Origin of the sequence: Streptomyces sp. E2N166 (assembly GCF_003671715.1) — a bacterium.
GTDB classification, from domain to species: Bacteria; Actinomycetota; Actinomycetes; order Streptomycetales; family Streptomycetaceae; genus Streptomyces; species Streptomyces thinghirensis.
Genome location: NZ_RAIF01000006.1, coordinates 851,276 through 866,272, shown reverse-complemented (window position 1 = coordinate 866,272; position 14,997 = coordinate 851,276). Strand labels below are relative to the sequence as shown.

14 protein-coding genes are annotated in these 14,997 nt (G+C 70.3%); 11 read left to right on the top strand and 3 right to left on the bottom strand.

Going from position 1 to position 14,997, the window contains the following annotated elements; all coding sequences use genetic code 11:
- From EBH09_RS04435 to bioB, 7 genes are all read left to right on the top strand, one after another.
- Window positions 1–1,599: an AMP-binding protein gene (locus tag EBH09_RS04435; protein WP_121745664.1), complete on the top strand. Its 1,599-nt coding sequence runs from the start codon at window positions 1–3 to the stop codon at window positions 1,597–1,599.
- Entirely contained in the window at window positions 1,596–2,372 is a 777-nt protein-coding gene (locus tag EBH09_RS04430; RefSeq protein ID WP_121745663.1) for a thioesterase domain-containing protein, read from the top strand. Before EBH09_RS04435 ends, EBH09_RS04430 begins: the two co-directional genes overlap by 4 nt.
- Window positions 2,373–2,431: 59 nt before the next feature.
- Window positions 2,432–3,013, top strand: coding sequence for a biotin transporter BioY (locus EBH09_RS04425; RefSeq protein ID WP_121745662.1), 582 nt, complete (start codon window positions 2,432–2,434; stop codon window positions 3,011–3,013).
- 6 nt (window positions 3,014–3,019) lie between these two features.
- Window positions 3,020–3,700: an ABC transporter ATP-binding protein gene (locus EBH09_RS04420; protein ID WP_121745661.1), complete on the top strand. Its 681-nt coding sequence runs from the start codon at window positions 3,020–3,022 to the stop codon at window positions 3,698–3,700.
- A complete protein-coding gene (locus EBH09_RS04415) occupies window positions 3,694–4,293 on the top strand; it encodes an energy-coupling factor transporter transmembrane protein EcfT (protein ID WP_121745660.1) in 600 nt (199 codons plus the stop codon). Before EBH09_RS04420 ends, EBH09_RS04415 begins: the two co-directional genes overlap by 7 nt.
- A 128-nt stretch (window positions 4,294–4,421) precedes the next feature.
- Window positions 4,422–4,904, top strand: a complete 483-nt coding sequence (locus tag EBH09_RS04410) for a hypothetical protein (RefSeq protein ID WP_121745659.1) — start codon at window positions 4,422–4,424, stop codon at window positions 4,902–4,904.
- Between the two features lie 110 nt (window positions 4,905–5,014).
- Window positions 5,015–6,235, top strand: coding sequence for a biotin synthase BioB (gene bioB, locus EBH09_RS04405; protein ID WP_121745658.1), 1,221 nt, complete (start codon window positions 5,015–5,017; stop codon window positions 6,233–6,235).
- 86 nt (window positions 6,236–6,321) lie between these two features.
- Here the strand turns inward: bioB and gmd are convergent, their stop codons facing one another.
- On the bottom strand, window positions 6,322–7,335 hold the full coding sequence (gene gmd / locus EBH09_RS04400) for a GDP-mannose 4,6-dehydratase (protein WP_121745657.1): 1,014 nt from the start codon (window positions 7,333–7,335) through the stop codon (window positions 6,322–6,324).
- A gap of 11 nt (window positions 7,336–7,346) precedes the next feature.
- On the opposite strand from gmd, the gene EBH09_RS04395 reads away from it, so the two are divergent.
- On the top strand, window positions 7,347–10,754 hold the full coding sequence (locus tag EBH09_RS04395; protein ID WP_121745656.1) for an AMP-binding protein: 3,408 nt from the start codon (window positions 7,347–7,349) through the stop codon (window positions 10,752–10,754).
- Here EBH09_RS04395 and EBH09_RS04390 read toward each other — a convergent pair.
- Both EBH09_RS04390 and EBH09_RS37695 read right to left on the bottom strand, forming a co-directional pair.
- The gene (locus tag EBH09_RS04390; RefSeq protein ID WP_202977419.1) at window positions 10,691–12,514 is read right to left on the bottom strand and encodes an amidohydrolase; all 1,824 of its coding nucleotides are present in this window, start codon (window positions 12,512–12,514) and stop codon (window positions 10,691–10,693) included. The genes EBH09_RS04395 and EBH09_RS04390 overlap by 64 nt on opposite strands.
- Window positions 12,515–12,745: 231 nt before the next feature.
- The gene (locus tag EBH09_RS37695) at window positions 12,746–12,985 is read right to left on the bottom strand and encodes a hypothetical protein (protein ID WP_193776180.1); all 240 of its coding nucleotides are present in this window, start codon (window positions 12,983–12,985) and stop codon (window positions 12,746–12,748) included.
- Between the two features lie 511 nt (window positions 12,986–13,496).
- On the opposite strand from EBH09_RS37695, the gene panD reads away from it, so the two are divergent.
- The 3 genes from panD to EBH09_RS04370 form a co-directional block, all read left to right on the top strand.
- Window positions 13,497–13,916: an aspartate 1-decarboxylase gene (gene panD, locus EBH09_RS04380; RefSeq protein ID WP_121745655.1), complete on the top strand. Its 420-nt coding sequence runs from the start codon at window positions 13,497–13,499 to the stop codon at window positions 13,914–13,916.
- 33 nt (window positions 13,917–13,949) lie between these two features.
- Window positions 13,950–14,294 (top strand): GNAT family N-acetyltransferase, encoded by a 345-nt coding sequence (locus EBH09_RS04375; protein WP_193776102.1) that lies wholly within the window; start codon window positions 13,950–13,952, stop codon window positions 14,292–14,294.
- Between the two features lie 47 nt (window positions 14,295–14,341).
- The coding region (locus EBH09_RS04370) for an aspartate/glutamate racemase family protein (RefSeq protein WP_121746236.1) at window positions 14,342–14,997 on the top strand (656 nt) is incomplete at its 3' end.

Here is a 14,997-nt window from a genome sequence, read left to right as displayed (position 1 = left end):
ATGCCCTTCGCATCCCGTGTGCTCCGTGCTGGCCTCAGTGATCCGGACACCGTGGCGGTCGTCCTCGACGGCACGACCACCACCTACCGGGAGCTGGCCGGGCGAGGCGCCCGCGTCGCACGGGCCCTACGCGATCTGCCCCGCAGGCCGCGTGCCCCCTTCGGCGACATCCACCTGCCCTCTCACCTCGTCGCCGTGCTCACCGACAACGCCTCCCAGCTTCCCGAACTACTGGTCGGCGCCACGTCCGGTGACGCGGCATGCGCCCTGCTCGACCCCAAGTGGTCCGCCGCCCAGACGGCCGAGGTGCTGCGTCGTCTGGGGCCCGATCTGCTCGTCACCCAGCGGGCCCGCAGCGCCGCGGCCGACGCTGCGACCGCCCTGGACATCCCCGTCGTCATGCTCGACGGCGATCCCTCGGCGCCGGATTCCTACGACGGCTGGCTCGCTGCGCACCACGACGCCGATCCGGAGAGGGAACTGACCTCTGGCGACGACGACTCGGTCTTCTTCGTCGGATTCACCTCCGGTACCACCTCCACCCCCAAAGCGTTCGCCATGGCGCGCGGTTGCTGGCGCACCAGTCTCGCCCTCGGCGCCCCGTTCTTCGACACCGCCACCGCCCAGGTCTCCGCGGCCCCCGGCCCCCTTCAGCACGGCGTCACTCTGTACGCCCTGGCCGAAGCGCTCGACGCCGGCACCACGTTCGTCGGCGCACGTCGCTTCGAGGCACGGGAACTGATGCGCGCAGTACGCGCCCACCGGGTGCAGAGACTCTCCCTGGTGCCCAGCATGCTGCACGCTCTGTGCCGCGACACCCCTCCCGGCCAGCCGCCCCTGGACAGCGTCACCATCTGCATCAGCAGTGGAGCCCGGCTGGATGCGGACCTGGTCAGCAAGGCCGCCCGGCTGTTTCCCCAGGCCCGCTTCGTCGACTACTACGGCGCCTCCGAGACCGGATTCATCAGTGTCCTGCAGCACCCTCGTGGAGGCCGGGGCAAGGGCGTCGGGCATCCTTTCCCAGGCGTCGAGATCGAAGTGCGCGACCCGCACGGCCGGGTGTGCGCTGCGGGTGTCCCCGGCGAGATCCATGTCCGCAGTCCCTATGTCAGCCGCGGCTACCTGTGGGCGGCCGACGAGACGCGGCTGTTCGCTCCGGGCGGCTGGGTCACCGTCGGCGACCAGGGGCACCTCGACGCCGACGCCACCCTCCACCTCGTCGGCCGCAAGGGTCGTATGGTCATCACGGGTGGTTGGAACGTCTACCCCGACGAGGTCGAAACCGTGCTGCGCGCCGTTCCCGGCATCGACGACGCAGTGGTCGCGGGAGTTCCCGACGCCTTCCTCGGCACCGCTCTGGTCGCCGTGATCGCGTGCTCCGGCCGCGACGGTCCGCCCGCGTACCCCGACGTCGTGCGGAGCTGCCGCGCCGCGCTGCCCTCCTACAAGGTCCCCGTCCGGGTCTACACCGTGCCCGCCCTGCCGCGCACCACCAGCGGCAAGGTCGCCCGCGCCGAGGTGGACGGCTGGCTCGCACGTGCGCACCGCGGTGACGGTCTCCTCGCCGAGCTCGCGCCGCGCACCGGTCAGCCGTCATGACGGCCCGCGCGGTTGTCGTGCCGCTCAACGACAGCCAGAGCGCCGACACGGCGCACTTCCTGCCCGGTGTCGACGGCGGCCTGCGTCCCGCCTGCGCCTTCGCCGACCTCGTACGGAGCCGACTCGCCGTGCACGGTGTGATGCTCACCGGTCTCGGTCCCGCCGACCACGGCGTCGAGCGACATGCACGACTGGCCCTCGACGAAGTGATCCGCAAGACCGGCCGCGGGCCCGACCGGCTCATCGGATATTCCTACGGTGCGCTGGTGGCGGTGGAGATGGCACACCAGGCCAAGGCCCGGGGCTTGCCCGCCCCGCGGCTTCTCGTGCTCGACACCCCCATCGCTCCGGGACCCCAGAGCGCCCCCTCGCCCGTCACCATGTTCTGGTACATCGGCCAGGGCGCGGGACTGGACCTCAGCCTGGCCCGGTTCACCGCACTCGATCCGGAGCGCCGGGCCGCGGAGGTGGCCCGCTGGTGCGCCACCCACTCCCCGGGGTTCGACCTGCGCGCCGCCCGCACGGTGTACGCCACCGTCGAGGCCAACTGCACCGCATGGGCCGGCCACGAGGCCCGCCCCTACCTCGGGCCGGCCGACGTGGTCGTCGCGGAGGAGTCCGCGGAGACGAGCGGTGACCGCGCCGACTGGACCGCGATGTTCCCCGGCGGCTACCGCGTCCGCACGGTCCCCGGCGGACACCTCGACGTGCTCTCCGAAGCCGGCGCACCGGCCCTCGCCCGCGCGGTGTCCGACCTGACGGCACTCGACTGACCGGCTGCCGCCTCCCCACTTCCCCACGCGCCGTGGCCCTCCCCGGAAGGAAACCCCCAGTGAAGACGAAGGACCTCGTCTACATCGCCCTGTTCGCGGCCATAGTCGTCGCGCTCGGTCTGTTCCCCGCCATCGAACTGCCCTTCAGCAAGGTGCCCATCACCGCGCAGTCCCTCGGCGTGATGCTGGCCGGCAGCATCCTCGGCTGGCGGCGCGGCGGCCTCGCGCTGCTGGTGTTCGTCCTCCTCGTCGCGGTCGGCTTCCCCGTGCTTCCCGGCGGGCGCGGCGGCATGGGCATCTTCTTCCTGCCGAGCGGCGGCTTCGTGCTGAGCTGGCCCCTTGCCGCCCTGGTGGTCGGCTATCTCACCGAGCGGCTCTGGGCCCGCTACAACCTGGCCGTCGCCCTCGTGCCCAACCTCGTCGGCGGCGTTCTCGTGGTCTACGCGATCGGGCTGCCGTTCATGGCCGCCGTGGCGAACATCAGCCTGGGCCAGGCGTTCACGATCATGTGGGCGTTCGTGCCGGGCGACGTCGCCAAGTGCGTCCTGGCCGCGCTGGCCGCCGTTGCCGTGCGCCGCACCCACCCGCTGCTCGCCCCGGTCGCGACGACGTCAGGCCCCTCCCGTTCGGGCACCCGGTAGGCTGGCATGTTCCGTATCGAGAAAGTCGAGCACCGCTACGGCGACCGCACCGTGCTGCAGGACGTCTCCGTCGAACTGAGCGAGCGCAGGGTGGCCGTCGTGGGAGCCAACGGCTCCGGCAAGAGTACGTTCGCCCGGCTGCTGAACGGGCTGGTCGTGCCCACGTCCGGGACGGTCACGGTGGATGGTCTGGACACGCGCAAGGACGGCCGCAAGGTACGGGCCAGGGTCGGCTTTGTCTTCCAGGATCCCGACCTTCAGATCGTCATGCCCACCGTCGCCGAGGACCTTGCGTTCGGCCTCAAACACCGCGGTCTGAGCAAGGCCGAAATCGACCAGCGGGTCGAGCAGGCCCTGGAGGACAACGGGCTTGGTGATCTGCGCGACCAGCCCGCCCACCTGCTCAGCGGTGGCCAGAAACAGCGGCTGGCCATTGCCTCGGTGCTGGCGACCGCACCCCGATACGTCGTCTTCGACGAACCGACCACCATGCTCGACCTGCGGAGCAAGCGCCAGATCTCCCGCGTCATCGCGGAGCTGGAGCAGCCCGTGGTCGTCGTCTCCCACGACATGGATCTGCTGGAGGGTTTCGACCGGGTGCTGGTGTTCGACGAGGGGCGCCTCGTGGCCGATGGCCCGCCCGACGTCTCGATCGCCTTCTACCTGGAGCTGATGGGCGCATGCTGAGCCTCTACCGCCCTGGCGACAGCGTCCTGCACCGCGCCCCTGCCGGGCCCAAGCTGGTCGTCCTGCTGGTCACCTGCCTCACGGTGTTCCTGGTGGACGAACTGTGGTTCACGGCCGTCTGCGGGACGGTCGTCCTCGTGCTGTGGAGGATCGCGCTGATCCCCTACCGGGAACTGGGGCGCCAGCTGCGCGGTTTATGGGTGGTCGCGCTGCTGCTGGCCGTGTTCCAGGTGTGGGCCAACGGGTGGCACGAGGCCGCGATGACCGTTCTGCGGCTGCTTGCCCTGCTGCTGCTCGCCAGCCTGGTGACGATGACGAGTCGCACCTCGCACATCGTGGACGCGCTGGAGAGCGCGGCGCGCCCCCTCGCGCTCGTCGGGATGCGACCCGGCCGGATAGCCTTCCTGATCGGCCTGACTCTGAGGTTCATCCCCCTCATCCGGGAGAAGGCCGAAGAGATCCGCGCCGCCCAGCGCGCCCGGGGTGTCGAACGCCGGCCGCTGGCCCTGCTGCTGCCCCTGCTTCTCAAGACGCTGACCATGGCGGATGCCATATCGGAGGCGCTGGACGCCCGGGGCTTCGAGAGCACCTGACCGTCCGGACGCTGCTTCACATGCCTCCTGCTGAGTGTCCGGGCGAAAATTCTTCGGTCGCACGATGGCCGGGATCAGGTCTTCCTTCAAGATCGACGTAGTCATAAAATTTTGCCGGGAGGCAAGGTATGGCCGTACTCGACGCCGGACCGCTCAACAGCAAGGCGGTAGTGGCTGATTCGTTCGCCCTGTACGCGCTGGCGACGGAGCACACCGCCCCGGCCGAGGAGATGCGCGCCAGTGTGGGCCGCGGGGGGCTCACCCTGACCGTCTCGGCCCTCGCCGTCGCCACCGCCAGCGGTATGCGCACCTGCTGGGACGAGCATTGCTCCCGAAGCCACCGGCCGGACGTCGCCACATTGGTGCGCCGCCTGTGTGCCGGTCCGGGCGTCGAGGTCGTCGAGATGGATCTGAACGCGTCCATAGCCGCCGGACGGCTGTATGCCTCCAGCTCCGCGGTCCGTGTCGAAGGCCCGGAGGTCCTGGCGGGCTGTCACACTGCTTTGCTGGCCGACGAGTTGGGCTGCAGAGTCCTCACCGTGGCGCGTGCCGCCTACTGTTACACCAGTCCTGCCGTACGAGAATTGGGCTGCCGTCTCATGCTGCTCTGAGGTCGTCGGCTCCGCGACAGGACATTTGCCGTGGTGGGCGTCACAGCGGTGATGAGCCAAATTTTCCCGGTCCCTTTGCCAACCGCCGCCAGTGCGTGAGGATCAACGCCATGAATCTGCTGAGCACGCTGGTGGACAAGGGGCTTCGGCGCGAGCTGCCGACCCGCGAGGAGGCGCTGGCCGTCCTCGCGACCTCCGACGACGAACTGCTCGACGTGGTGGCCGCGGCCGGAAGGGTGCGCCGGCACTGGTTCGGCCGACGGGTGAAACTCAACTATCTCGTCAATCTCAAGTCCGGGCTGTGTCCCGAGGACTGCTCCTACTGCTCCCAGCGGCTCGGCTCCAAGGCCGGCATCCTGAAGTACACCTGGCTCAAGCCCGACGAGGCCTCCGAGGCCGCCGCCGCGGGCCTGGCGGGGGGCGCCAAGCGCGTGTGCCTGGTGGCCAGCGGGCGCGGTTCGACCGACCGGGACGTGGACCGGGTCTCCGAGACCATCAAGGCGATCAAGGAGCAGAACGAGGGCGTCGAGGTGTGCGCCTGCCTGGGCCTGCTCTCCGACGGCCAGGCCGAGCGGCTGCGCGAGGCGGGCGCCGACGCCTACAACCACAACCTCAACACCTCGGAGTCCACGTACGCCGACATTACCACCACTCACACCTACGCCGACCGCGTCGACACCGTGCAGAAGGCGCACGCGGCGGGTCTGTCGGCGTGCTCGGGTCTGATCGCGGGCATGGGCGAGAGCGACGAGGACCTCGTCGACGTCGTGTACTCGCTGCGCGAGCTCGACCCGGACTCCGTCCCGGTGAACTTCCTCATCCCGTTCGAGGGCACCCCGCTGGCCAAGGAGTGGCACCTCACCCCGCAGCGCTGTCTGCGGATCCTGGCGATGGTCCGGTTCGTCTGCCCCGACGTGGAGGTGCGGATCGCGGGCGGCCGTGAGGTGCACCTGCGCTCGATGCAGCCGCTCGCCCTGAACCTGGCGAACTCCATCTTCCTGGGCGACTACCTCACCAGCGAGGGCCAGGCCGGCAAGGCCGACCTGGAGATGATCGCGGACGCCGGGTTCGAGGTGGAGGGCGCCGGCGAGGTGACGCTGCCCGAGCACCGGGCGACGGCCGGCGGCGGCTGCGGCTCCCACGAGAGCGCCGGATGCGGGTCTCACGAGAGTGCCGGTTGCGGCTCGCACAAGAGCGGCGGATGCGGATCCCACGCGGGCGGCGGGGTGTGCGGTGCGGCTGCCACGGCCGCGCCAGCCGCCGAACCCCGTACCGACCTGGTGGCGGTACGCCGCCGGGGCGCCGGAACGGACCTCGCGCCCAATGCCTGAGCCGGTGTGACGCGCAGGGCTCCGGCCGTGCGCGTCACACCGTCGCCGTCAACGCCGACGCGTACTCAGCGACACGTCGCAGTGGGTCATTCCCGCTCCTCGGGGAGCGGCCCTTTGCCGCGGCCTGCGACCTCCAACTCCGCGTCGGTCATGATCCGGGCCAGTTCGGGCGCGAACACCTCCGGTTTCCAGCCCAGATCGCGCTGTGCCTTCGACGCGTCACCCACCAGCTCCGCCACGTCCGCCGGCCGCACATAGCGATCATCGAGGCGCACGTGCCGCTCCCAGTCCAGCCCGACGTGCTCGAAGCAGAACGTCACGAAGTCCCGCACGCTGTAACTGGTTCCGGTCGCCACCACGTAGTCGTCGGCGCGGTCGCGCTGGAGCATCCGCCACATCGCCTCGACGTACTCCGGCGCATACCCCCAGTCCCGTCGTGCCTCAAGGTTGCCCAAGTCCAGGAACCGCTGTTGGCCGCACGCGATGCGGGCGGCCGCCCGGGCTATCTTCCGGGTCACGAAAGCCTCGCCGCGCCGGGGTGACTCGTGGTTGAACATGATTCCGTTGACAGTGTGCAGGCCGTAGGACTCCCGGTAATTGCGGGCCATCCAGTAGCTGTATGCCTTGGCCGCTGCGTACGGCGAACGCGGCTGGAAGGGCGACCCCTCGGCCTGAGGGGGAGGCGTCGCCCCGAACATCTCCGAACTCGACGCCTGGTAGAACCGGGCCGGCAGGCCGGTGATGCGCAGCGCCTCCAGCAACCGCGTCGTGCCCAACCCCGTGATCGCGCCGGTGTACGCGGGCTGCTCGAAGGAGACATGAACGTCCGACTGGGCCGCCAGGTGGTAGATCTCGCTGGGTGCCAGCCGGTCGAGCAGCGCGATCAGCCGTGCTCCGTCGGAGAGATCGCCGTGATGCAGACGCATCCGGACCTCCTCGTCACGCTCGTCACCGACCAGATGCGCGATACGGCCGAGGCCGGAACCGGAGGAGCGCCGGATCACACCGTGCACCGTATAGCCCCTCGAGAGCAGCAACTCCGCCAGATAGGAGCCGTCTTGGCCGGTGATACCCGTGATCAGCGCCGTTTTCGAGGTCATGCCCGGAGACTATGCGAAGGGCGGTATGTGCCTTCCGCTTCCCGGGCTGGATTCGGCTGCGCCGGCGGCTCCGCCGCTCCGCGTCATGGTCGACTTCACACCCCGCTGCTAGGCTGACGCGGTCAACGGCCCGTGCCCTCCCTCCGGCGCGCCGACCGGGCACGCGTCGCCCCGAACGCCAGGCCGCCGCCGAGGCAGCACAGGACGGAGTGCCGATGCAGGACCGCGATCCCATCGCCCCGTCCACCCACGCAACGCCCCGCGAACGTCCCGCACGTGCCGCCGAACGCGCCCTCTGGCTGCTGGACCGTGTCGCTCCTGATCGCGCGGTGAGCAACATCACTCTCGCGGTCCGCAGTGCCGCACCGTTGGACGTCGCGTACGTGCGCCGCGCCCTCGGGACGATCATTCGCCGCCACCCTGCCCTGCGCAGCCGGTTCGTCCTGGTCGACGACGTGCTGACACGCCGGGTCGAGGCCGCCAGCGACGATCCCTCCATCGATGTCCTCACCGTCGCGCAGGAGGATGCCGACGAGACCCTACGGCGTTTCGCCGAGCGTCCCTTCGCGTTCCCCGCCGACCAGCCGGCTGCGGCAAAGCCCCGGGAAACCGATGGCGAACCACTCATTCGCGCCGTTCTCGTCGTCACCCCGACCGCCGACACCCTCTGCGTCGTCTGTCACCACACGATCTTCGACGGCACCTCCGCGCTGCTGCTGACCGGAGAGCTCGTCCGCGCCTACGCCGCACTCTCCGCAGACGGACAAGTCCCGCCCGACCTCCTGGCCGAAGCAGCCGACTTCACTCCGCCGCCTCCCGGCATCGCCGGCCTCTCCTACTGGCACGACCAACTGGCGGGCGTGAACATCCGCTCCATGGACCTGCGGTGCGACCGCCCCCGGCCCGCCGAACCCACCTTCCGCGGTGAACAGCACGTCCACCCGCTGTCCCAGAGCGCCCACGACCTCCTCGGCGACTCCGAAGCCGCACTCCAGGCCACGCGCAACATCATCTTTCTCGCCGCGTATCTCCTCGTGCTCGCCCGCCACGGCGCCGGACCCGACGTCACCGTCGGGGTACCCGTCGACGTGCGCGGCGGCCGGGGACGCGGAACCATCGGCTACCACACGCATACCGTCGTCCTCCGGCTCGACATGGAACGTCCCGGAACGTTCCGGGAGCTGGTCGCGCTCACACGCGACACGTTCCTCGCCGCGCTCGGGCACGCCGACGCTTCGATCGACGACGTGATCGACCGGTACGGCACATTCGGCGGCAGCGCGGAGAACCGGTACTTCCACCACATGTTCAACTACTTCGACTTCCACACCTCCGTGGAGAAGGCCAGCTGGACACCCGACGGCGCCGACGTCGACGTCGTGGAGGTCGCCCCCCGGCACAGCGTCGCCGACCTGGAGATCGTCGTACGCACCCGGCGCGATCGCACCGAGCTCGTCGTTCTCCACTGCACCGACGTGATCGACCGCGCCGACGCCCTTGCCCTGGCAGGCCGTTACGACACCCTGCTGCACTCCGCCCTGCGGGCCCCCGACACCCCGCTTCGCGATCTCACCTGGCACACCGGTCTCGATCGCCGGGCTCTCACCCCACCCACGGCACGCGCCACCCCGTGGCGCGGAGGCGTCCTTGCGGCGATCACCGCCCACGCCCGCAGAACCCCGGATGCGATCGCCGTCGTCGACGCCGACACCGGTCGCACCACCAACTACGCCGCACTCGTCGACCAGGCCGCCCGCATCCGCGACGGCCTCGGTGACGCCGGTGTCGGTCCCGGGAAGATCGTCGCCCTCGACTCCGCCCGCACCGCCGCCACCCTTGCCGGTGCCCTCGCCGTCTGGTCACTGGGTGCCGCGTACCTGCCCGTCGACCATGCGCAACCCGCTCCGCTGACCGCCCGCCGCCTCGCGGGCACACGCGTCGCGGCGGTTCTCGGTCGCCCGCTGGATTCGGCCACGCTCCCCGACGTGCCCACGATCCCTCTGCCCGCCCCCTGTGCCACGGGTCCCTGGCGAGACCTGCCCGACACCGGCACACTCACCCCCGACACACTCGCCTTCGTGATCCACACCTCAGGATCGACCGGCCTGCCCAAGGGCGTCCGCCTCACCCAGGGCAATGTGCACCATGCCGTCACCACCCTCGCCGCCGGCCTGGGGCTCGACGCCGATGCGAGCGCACTGTGGTCGACCACGTTCACCTTCGAGCCGTCGTCCTTGGAGGTCTTCACCCCACTCGTACTCGGCGGACGAGTCGTCGCCGCGCCCGACGCGGTACGACACGACCCTGCTCGCCTGGCGGCCCTGCTCACCCGCCACCACGTCGGCCTCGTCCAGGCGACACCGACCGTATGGAGCGTGCTCGCCCCCGGGCTGGAGGGACGATGCGAGGGCGTCGACCTCGTCACCGGCGGCGAGCCCCTCAGCGCAGCCACGGCTCGGGCCTTGCTGTCCACCGGCGGACGTGTCCTCAACGCCTACGGCGCCACCGAAACAGCGGGCTGGCCCGTGATGGGCGAGATCACCCCCGCTTGCGTCGGGAACCAGCCCCTTCGCGTCGGCCGCCCCACCGGCGGGCACCGCGTTGACATCGTGGACGACACAGGCCGCCCCCTGCCCCCCGGCCTGCGCGGCGACATCCGCATCACCGGCCCCGCGGTCGCCGCCGGATACATGAACGCCCCCCTGCGGCACACCACCGACGACGCAGGGCACCGCACCGGCGACATCGGCCGTCTGTGCGCCGACGGAACACTCGAAGTCGTCGGCCGTGCCGACCGGCAGATCAAACTGCTCGGGCTTCGTGTCGAACCGGCCGAGGTCGAGGGCGTTCTGGAGGATCACCCGTCCGTCAGCCGTTGCGGCGTGATCGCCGCCCGTGACGCGGAGTCCCCGTCACTCGTCGCTTTCGTGGAAACCACGGCAACCGTCGATCCGGCTACCCTGCGCGCGCACGCCGCCCGTCATCTTCCCGCGCCTGCCGTGCCCTCCCGTATCGTCGCCGTGTCGGCCCTGCCTCGTACCGACACGGGCAAGGTGGCCCACACGGCCCTGCACGGCTTGCTCGACACGTTCCCTCCCGACACCGCTCCCACAGATCCGCACCGACCGGAACTCCTCGACGACCACGCCACCGGGGACGCGCTCACCGAACGACTCACCAGCGCATGGCGTGCCGTCCTGGCCGACGACACGGCCGACTCGTCCACAGACTTCTTCGCGGCCGGCGGCAACTCCCTGCTCGCCGTCCTGCTCAGCGAGCGTGTCGAGGACCTCACCGGTCACCGCGTCTCCCTGGGCACCCTCCTGAACCGGGTCACTCCCGCCGCCCTCGCCGCTCACCTCGCTGAGGCGCCCTCCCCGGCGGCGCCGGCGTCGACGGCGAAACCCGGCGCATCGTAGACGAACCGACCGCCCACCAGCGTCGCGAGAACCGCGATGTCCTTGATCGTGTCCGGCGGCACGGTCGTCGGGTCACGTTCCAGTACCGCCAGATCCGCCAGTTTTCCTGGTTCGATGCTGCCTTTGACCCGCTCGTCGAACCCGGCATGGGCGGAACCCATGGTGTACGCGTACAGGGCCTGCGACGGCGAGACGACCTCGCCCGGCCCCACCACGTCACCGGTGTCCGTCGTGCGGTTCACCATGGCGTGGATGCCACGCAGCGGGGATCCCGGTGCGATGGGACGGTCCGAACTCCCGGGAACCGTCAGACCCGCGTCGAGGAAGCTCCGGTGACGGTGGGCCCAGTCGGCCCGCTCGGGCCCCAGCGCCGTGACCAAGGCGCCGCCCGTCCGCTCGATGAACACGGCCTGAGGCACGGGCACCACGCCCAGGGCCCGCAGTCTGGCCAACTGGTCGGGCCGGGTGAGCCCGCAGTGCTCGATGCGGGGACGCGCATCGGTGCGCGGGTACGCGCGCTGCGCGGCCTCGAAGGCGTCCAGCACGACGTCGATGGCGCGATCCCCAAGGGCGTGGACGGCCACCTGCCACCCCGTGGCGTGCGCCTGGACGACGTGTCGCGCGAGTTCCCCGGCAGTGAAGCGCAGCTCCCCGCGATGGGCTGGGGCGCCCGCGTAGTTCCGGCTCAGTGCGGCGGTCCGTCCGGACAATGAGCCGTCGGCGAAGATCTTCACGGCGCCCAGCCGCAGCCACTCGTCGCCGAAGCCGGTGTGCAGTCCCAGGTCCAGCCGTGCGCCGGCGGGATCGTCCGCGTGAGCGTCGAGTACGTGCAGAGCCTCATGCGCCACCATGAGCTGGATGCGTACGTCGAGTGCACCTGTGCTACGCGCCTGCTGGTAGGCCGCCACCTCGATGGGCGAGTGCCCCACCCAGCCGGTGCCGACGCCAGCCTCTGTACAGGATGTGATGCCCTCCCGCACGTAGTCGCGGTTCGCCCGGCCGATCGCCTCGGCGAGCTCGGCCGTCGAATGCGGGTAGGTGAGGGCACGAACGAGGTCGATGGCTCCCTCCTCGATCAGCCCGGTGGGCTCTCCCTCGTCGTCGGTGACGATCCGTCCCCGCAGGGAGAGGGCGCGCTCGACGGCGGATGGTCCGATTCCGTCGAGGACACGGGAGTTGACCACGGCGAGATGCCCCGAGACATGCCGCAGCCACACGCGGTGTCGCGGGGCGAGCCGGTCCAGAACGACTCGGTGCGGATGCCCGCCCAGGCGGTGCTGGTCGTAGCCGAATCCCATCAGCCACTGGTCTTCAGGAGTGCGCCGCGCCTGTTCCGCGACCGCGTCGTACAGGTCTTCCAATGTCCGCACTCGCACATCGGAGAGATCGATCTCACGACGTGTCAGCCCGTACAACGCCATGTGGTTGTGGGCATCGTTGAACCCGGGAACCACACATGCTCCGAGCAGGTCCAGTTTCTGCCTCGCCCGGACATCCGCCACCTCCTCGTCCAGCCCGATGATCCGGCCCTGGTGAATTCCGATGACACGGGCTGTCGGGCGATCCGGATTCATGGTGTGGGCTGTGAGTCCGGTGAGGATTGTGTCGATGATCACGCGTCGCTGCCTCCGCCTGCGCCCAGTCGGCCCGAGTCGATGTCCACGGAGGTTACTGCGGTAGCGAGTACGGGGTTGTGATGGGGGCTGGGACTGGCATGCCAGCGCTACGCCTGTGCGGTCTTCCACGTACTGCTCCGGCACCGCCGAGCTCCACCGCGGCAGCACCCGAGCCCCTCGTCGTGCAGAGGTCCATCATGATCCGAAGCAAGCTGCGGTTGTCGATGAGACGATCGTGGTTGGGTGCTGGGAGCGGTGTGCTGTGCGGCATCCCGTGGGTTGCTCCTAAGGGTCGCTGAGTCCACGACCCCGTGGCCAGGGGGTTCGTCCTCTTTCCGGCAGGTGTTCGCGATCTGGCTAAAGGATTGCCCGGGGCTACGGCATCGCCGTAGCGCGGGAGGGCGGGAGGTCACGTCCGCCGGAGTGGTGTATCGACGGCCACTCGGTGATCTCGGTTTGAGGCCATGCGGTGAGCTCGGTGGGCAGGACGGTGTCGTCGGTTTCTGACTCGATCGGCTGGAGGAGGGCCCTGGCGAGGAGTTCCCGGCCCATGTAGCGGCGGGCCTCGGTCCACTCGTCGTTCTGCTCGGACAGCACCGCGCCGACATGCTGCACACCGCGACCATGCGGTGAACTGGTCCCGATGGAGGCGTCGCCACCAAGCACGTGCCCGAGACTGTCACTACATGTGGCGCGGGCACTCATTGGCGGGACGGTCAGCCCAAGACCGCCCCACGCATGCTGAGCCCCCGCTACACTCCCCACCGCCAGGCCGTTGACCAGGAGAATTACAGTAGTCCGGCTGGAGTACTAGGACGTAACCAACGACTTTTACGTCGATGCGAAGAGTGGCTTCATGCTCGACGAAGCGCGTACCTGGCACATCGTCAGGTAAGTCAGCATCTGGTCAGCATCAGTTTCCGAACATCCTGAGAGGCTGTCCGAACGGGCGTCTGGTCGGTGGCGCCACAACAGCCTGGTTGGCGCCGAAGCCCAGGCAGAAGCCCTGTCGCCAATGACAAGCGATGTTCCTCACAATCATCGACTTCGACGTGTGCCCGTGTACAGTGAAGACCGCCCTTGACCTGCAAGAAGCAGGCAGGGAGCCGTCTTCCAGGAGTCCAAAGTGCTGCGTACTCTGTTCAAGTCCAAGATCCACCGCGCCACCGTCACCCAGGCCGACCTGCACTACGTCGGTTCGGTGACCATCGACGCCGATCTGCTCGACGCCGCCGATCTGCTGCCCGGCGAGCTCGTGCACATCGTGGACGTCACCAACGGTGCCCGGCTGGAGACGTACGTCATCGAGGGTGAGCGGGGTTCCGGCGTGATCGGGATCAACGGGGCCGCGGCGCACCTCGTCCACCCCGGCGACCTGGTGATCCTCATCAGCTACGCCCAGGTCACCGACGCCGAGGCGCGGTCGCTGCGGCCGCGCGTCGTGCACGTGGACGGCGACAACCGTATCGTCGCCCTGGGCGCCGACGCGTCCGAGCCGGTGCCGGGCTCCGACCAGGAGCGCAGCCCGCAGGCCGTGTCGGCCTGACGTATCGAACCTGCGCGGACGAGGAGCGTGGCCGTGAGCGACATCGAGATCCGTGACGAGCGGGCGGCGGGCCGTCTGGAGGCGGTCGCAGGCGGCGAGGTGGTCGGGCGTATCGAGTACTTCGTCCTGGACGCCCCCGAGCGCGCCCTCGTCCCCGTGCACACCGTCGTCGAGCCGGCCCACGAGGGCCAGGGCATCGCGGGCTCGCTCGTGCGTGAGCTGTACGCCGTCGCGCGGGGCGAGGGCGTCGCCGTCGCCCCGCTGTGTCCGTACGTCGTGAAGTGGGCCGAGCGTCACCCGGACGAGGCACCCGCCGCCGACCCCGAGCTGCTGCGCGCGGCGAAGGAGTGGCTCGTGGCGCATCCCGAGCGGTTCTGAACCGACGATCCCCGAAGATGACGAAGGCCCCCGACGAAGGGTCGTCCGTGCTTGCGCTGCTGCACACCTCGCCCGTGCACGTCCCCGTCTTCGACGCCCTGCGTGACGAGGCGCACCCGGGACTGGAGCTGCGGCATCACGTCGACGCCGAACTGCTGGAACGGGCGCGCCGCGAGGGGCCGGAGGCCGTGACGGACGCCGTGCGGGCCGTGCTGCGGCTGGCCGTCGCCGAGGGCGCGCGGGCCGTTCTGTGCACCTGCTCGACCATCGGCGGTGTCGCCGAGGCGGCCGCCGACGGGGCCGGGGTGCCGGTGCTGCGGGTGGACCGGCCGATGGCCGCCGCCGCGGTGGCCGCGGGGCCGCGCATCGTCGTCCTCGCCGCCCTGGACAGCACGCTCGCGCCGACCGCGGCACTGATCGGCGAGGAGGCCCGGAGCTCCGGCCGCCCCGTGGAGGTGCGGACCCTCCTGGTCGACGGTGCCTGGCCGCGGTTCGAGGGCGGCGACACCGAGGGCTACCTGCGCCTGGTGGCGGAAGCGGCCGACGCCGTCCCGGATGCCGACGCGATCGTCCTGGCCCAGGCTTCCATGGCACCGGCCCGTGAACTGACCAGGGCCACCGTCCCGGTGCTGGCCAGCCCCGCGCCGGGACTGGCCGCCGGGGCGGCGGCGGCACGCCTCGGACAGCACACACCGCCGCCCCG

Coding starts and splice junctions, on each gene's coding strand:
- EBH09_RS04420 (WP_121745661.1), top strand. CDS start 3,020: ATGTTCCGTATCGAGAAAGTCGAGCACCGCTACGGCGACCGCACCGTG.
- EBH09_RS04395 (WP_121745656.1), top strand. CDS start 7,347: ATGCGAAGGGCGGTATGTGCCTTCCGCTTCCCGGGCTGGATTCGGCTG.
- EBH09_RS04410 (WP_121745659.1), top strand. CDS start 4,422: ATGGCCGTACTCGACGCCGGACCGCTCAACAGCAAGGCGGTAGTGGCT.
- gmd (WP_121745657.1), bottom strand. CDS start 7,335: ATGACCTCGAAAACGGCGCTGATCACGGGTATCACCGGCCAAGACGGC.
- EBH09_RS04415 (WP_121745660.1), top strand. CDS start 3,694: ATGCTGAGCCTCTACCGCCCTGGCGACAGCGTCCTGCACCGCGCCCCT.
- EBH09_RS04435 (WP_121745664.1), top strand. CDS start 1: ATGCCCTTCGCATCCCGTGTGCTCCGTGCTGGCCTCAGTGATCCGGAC.
- bioB (WP_121745658.1), top strand. CDS start 5,015: ATGAATCTGCTGAGCACGCTGGTGGACAAGGGGCTTCGGCGCGAGCTG.
- EBH09_RS04430 (WP_121745663.1), top strand. CDS start 1,596: ATGACGGCCCGCGCGGTTGTCGTGCCGCTCAACGACAGCCAGAGCGCC.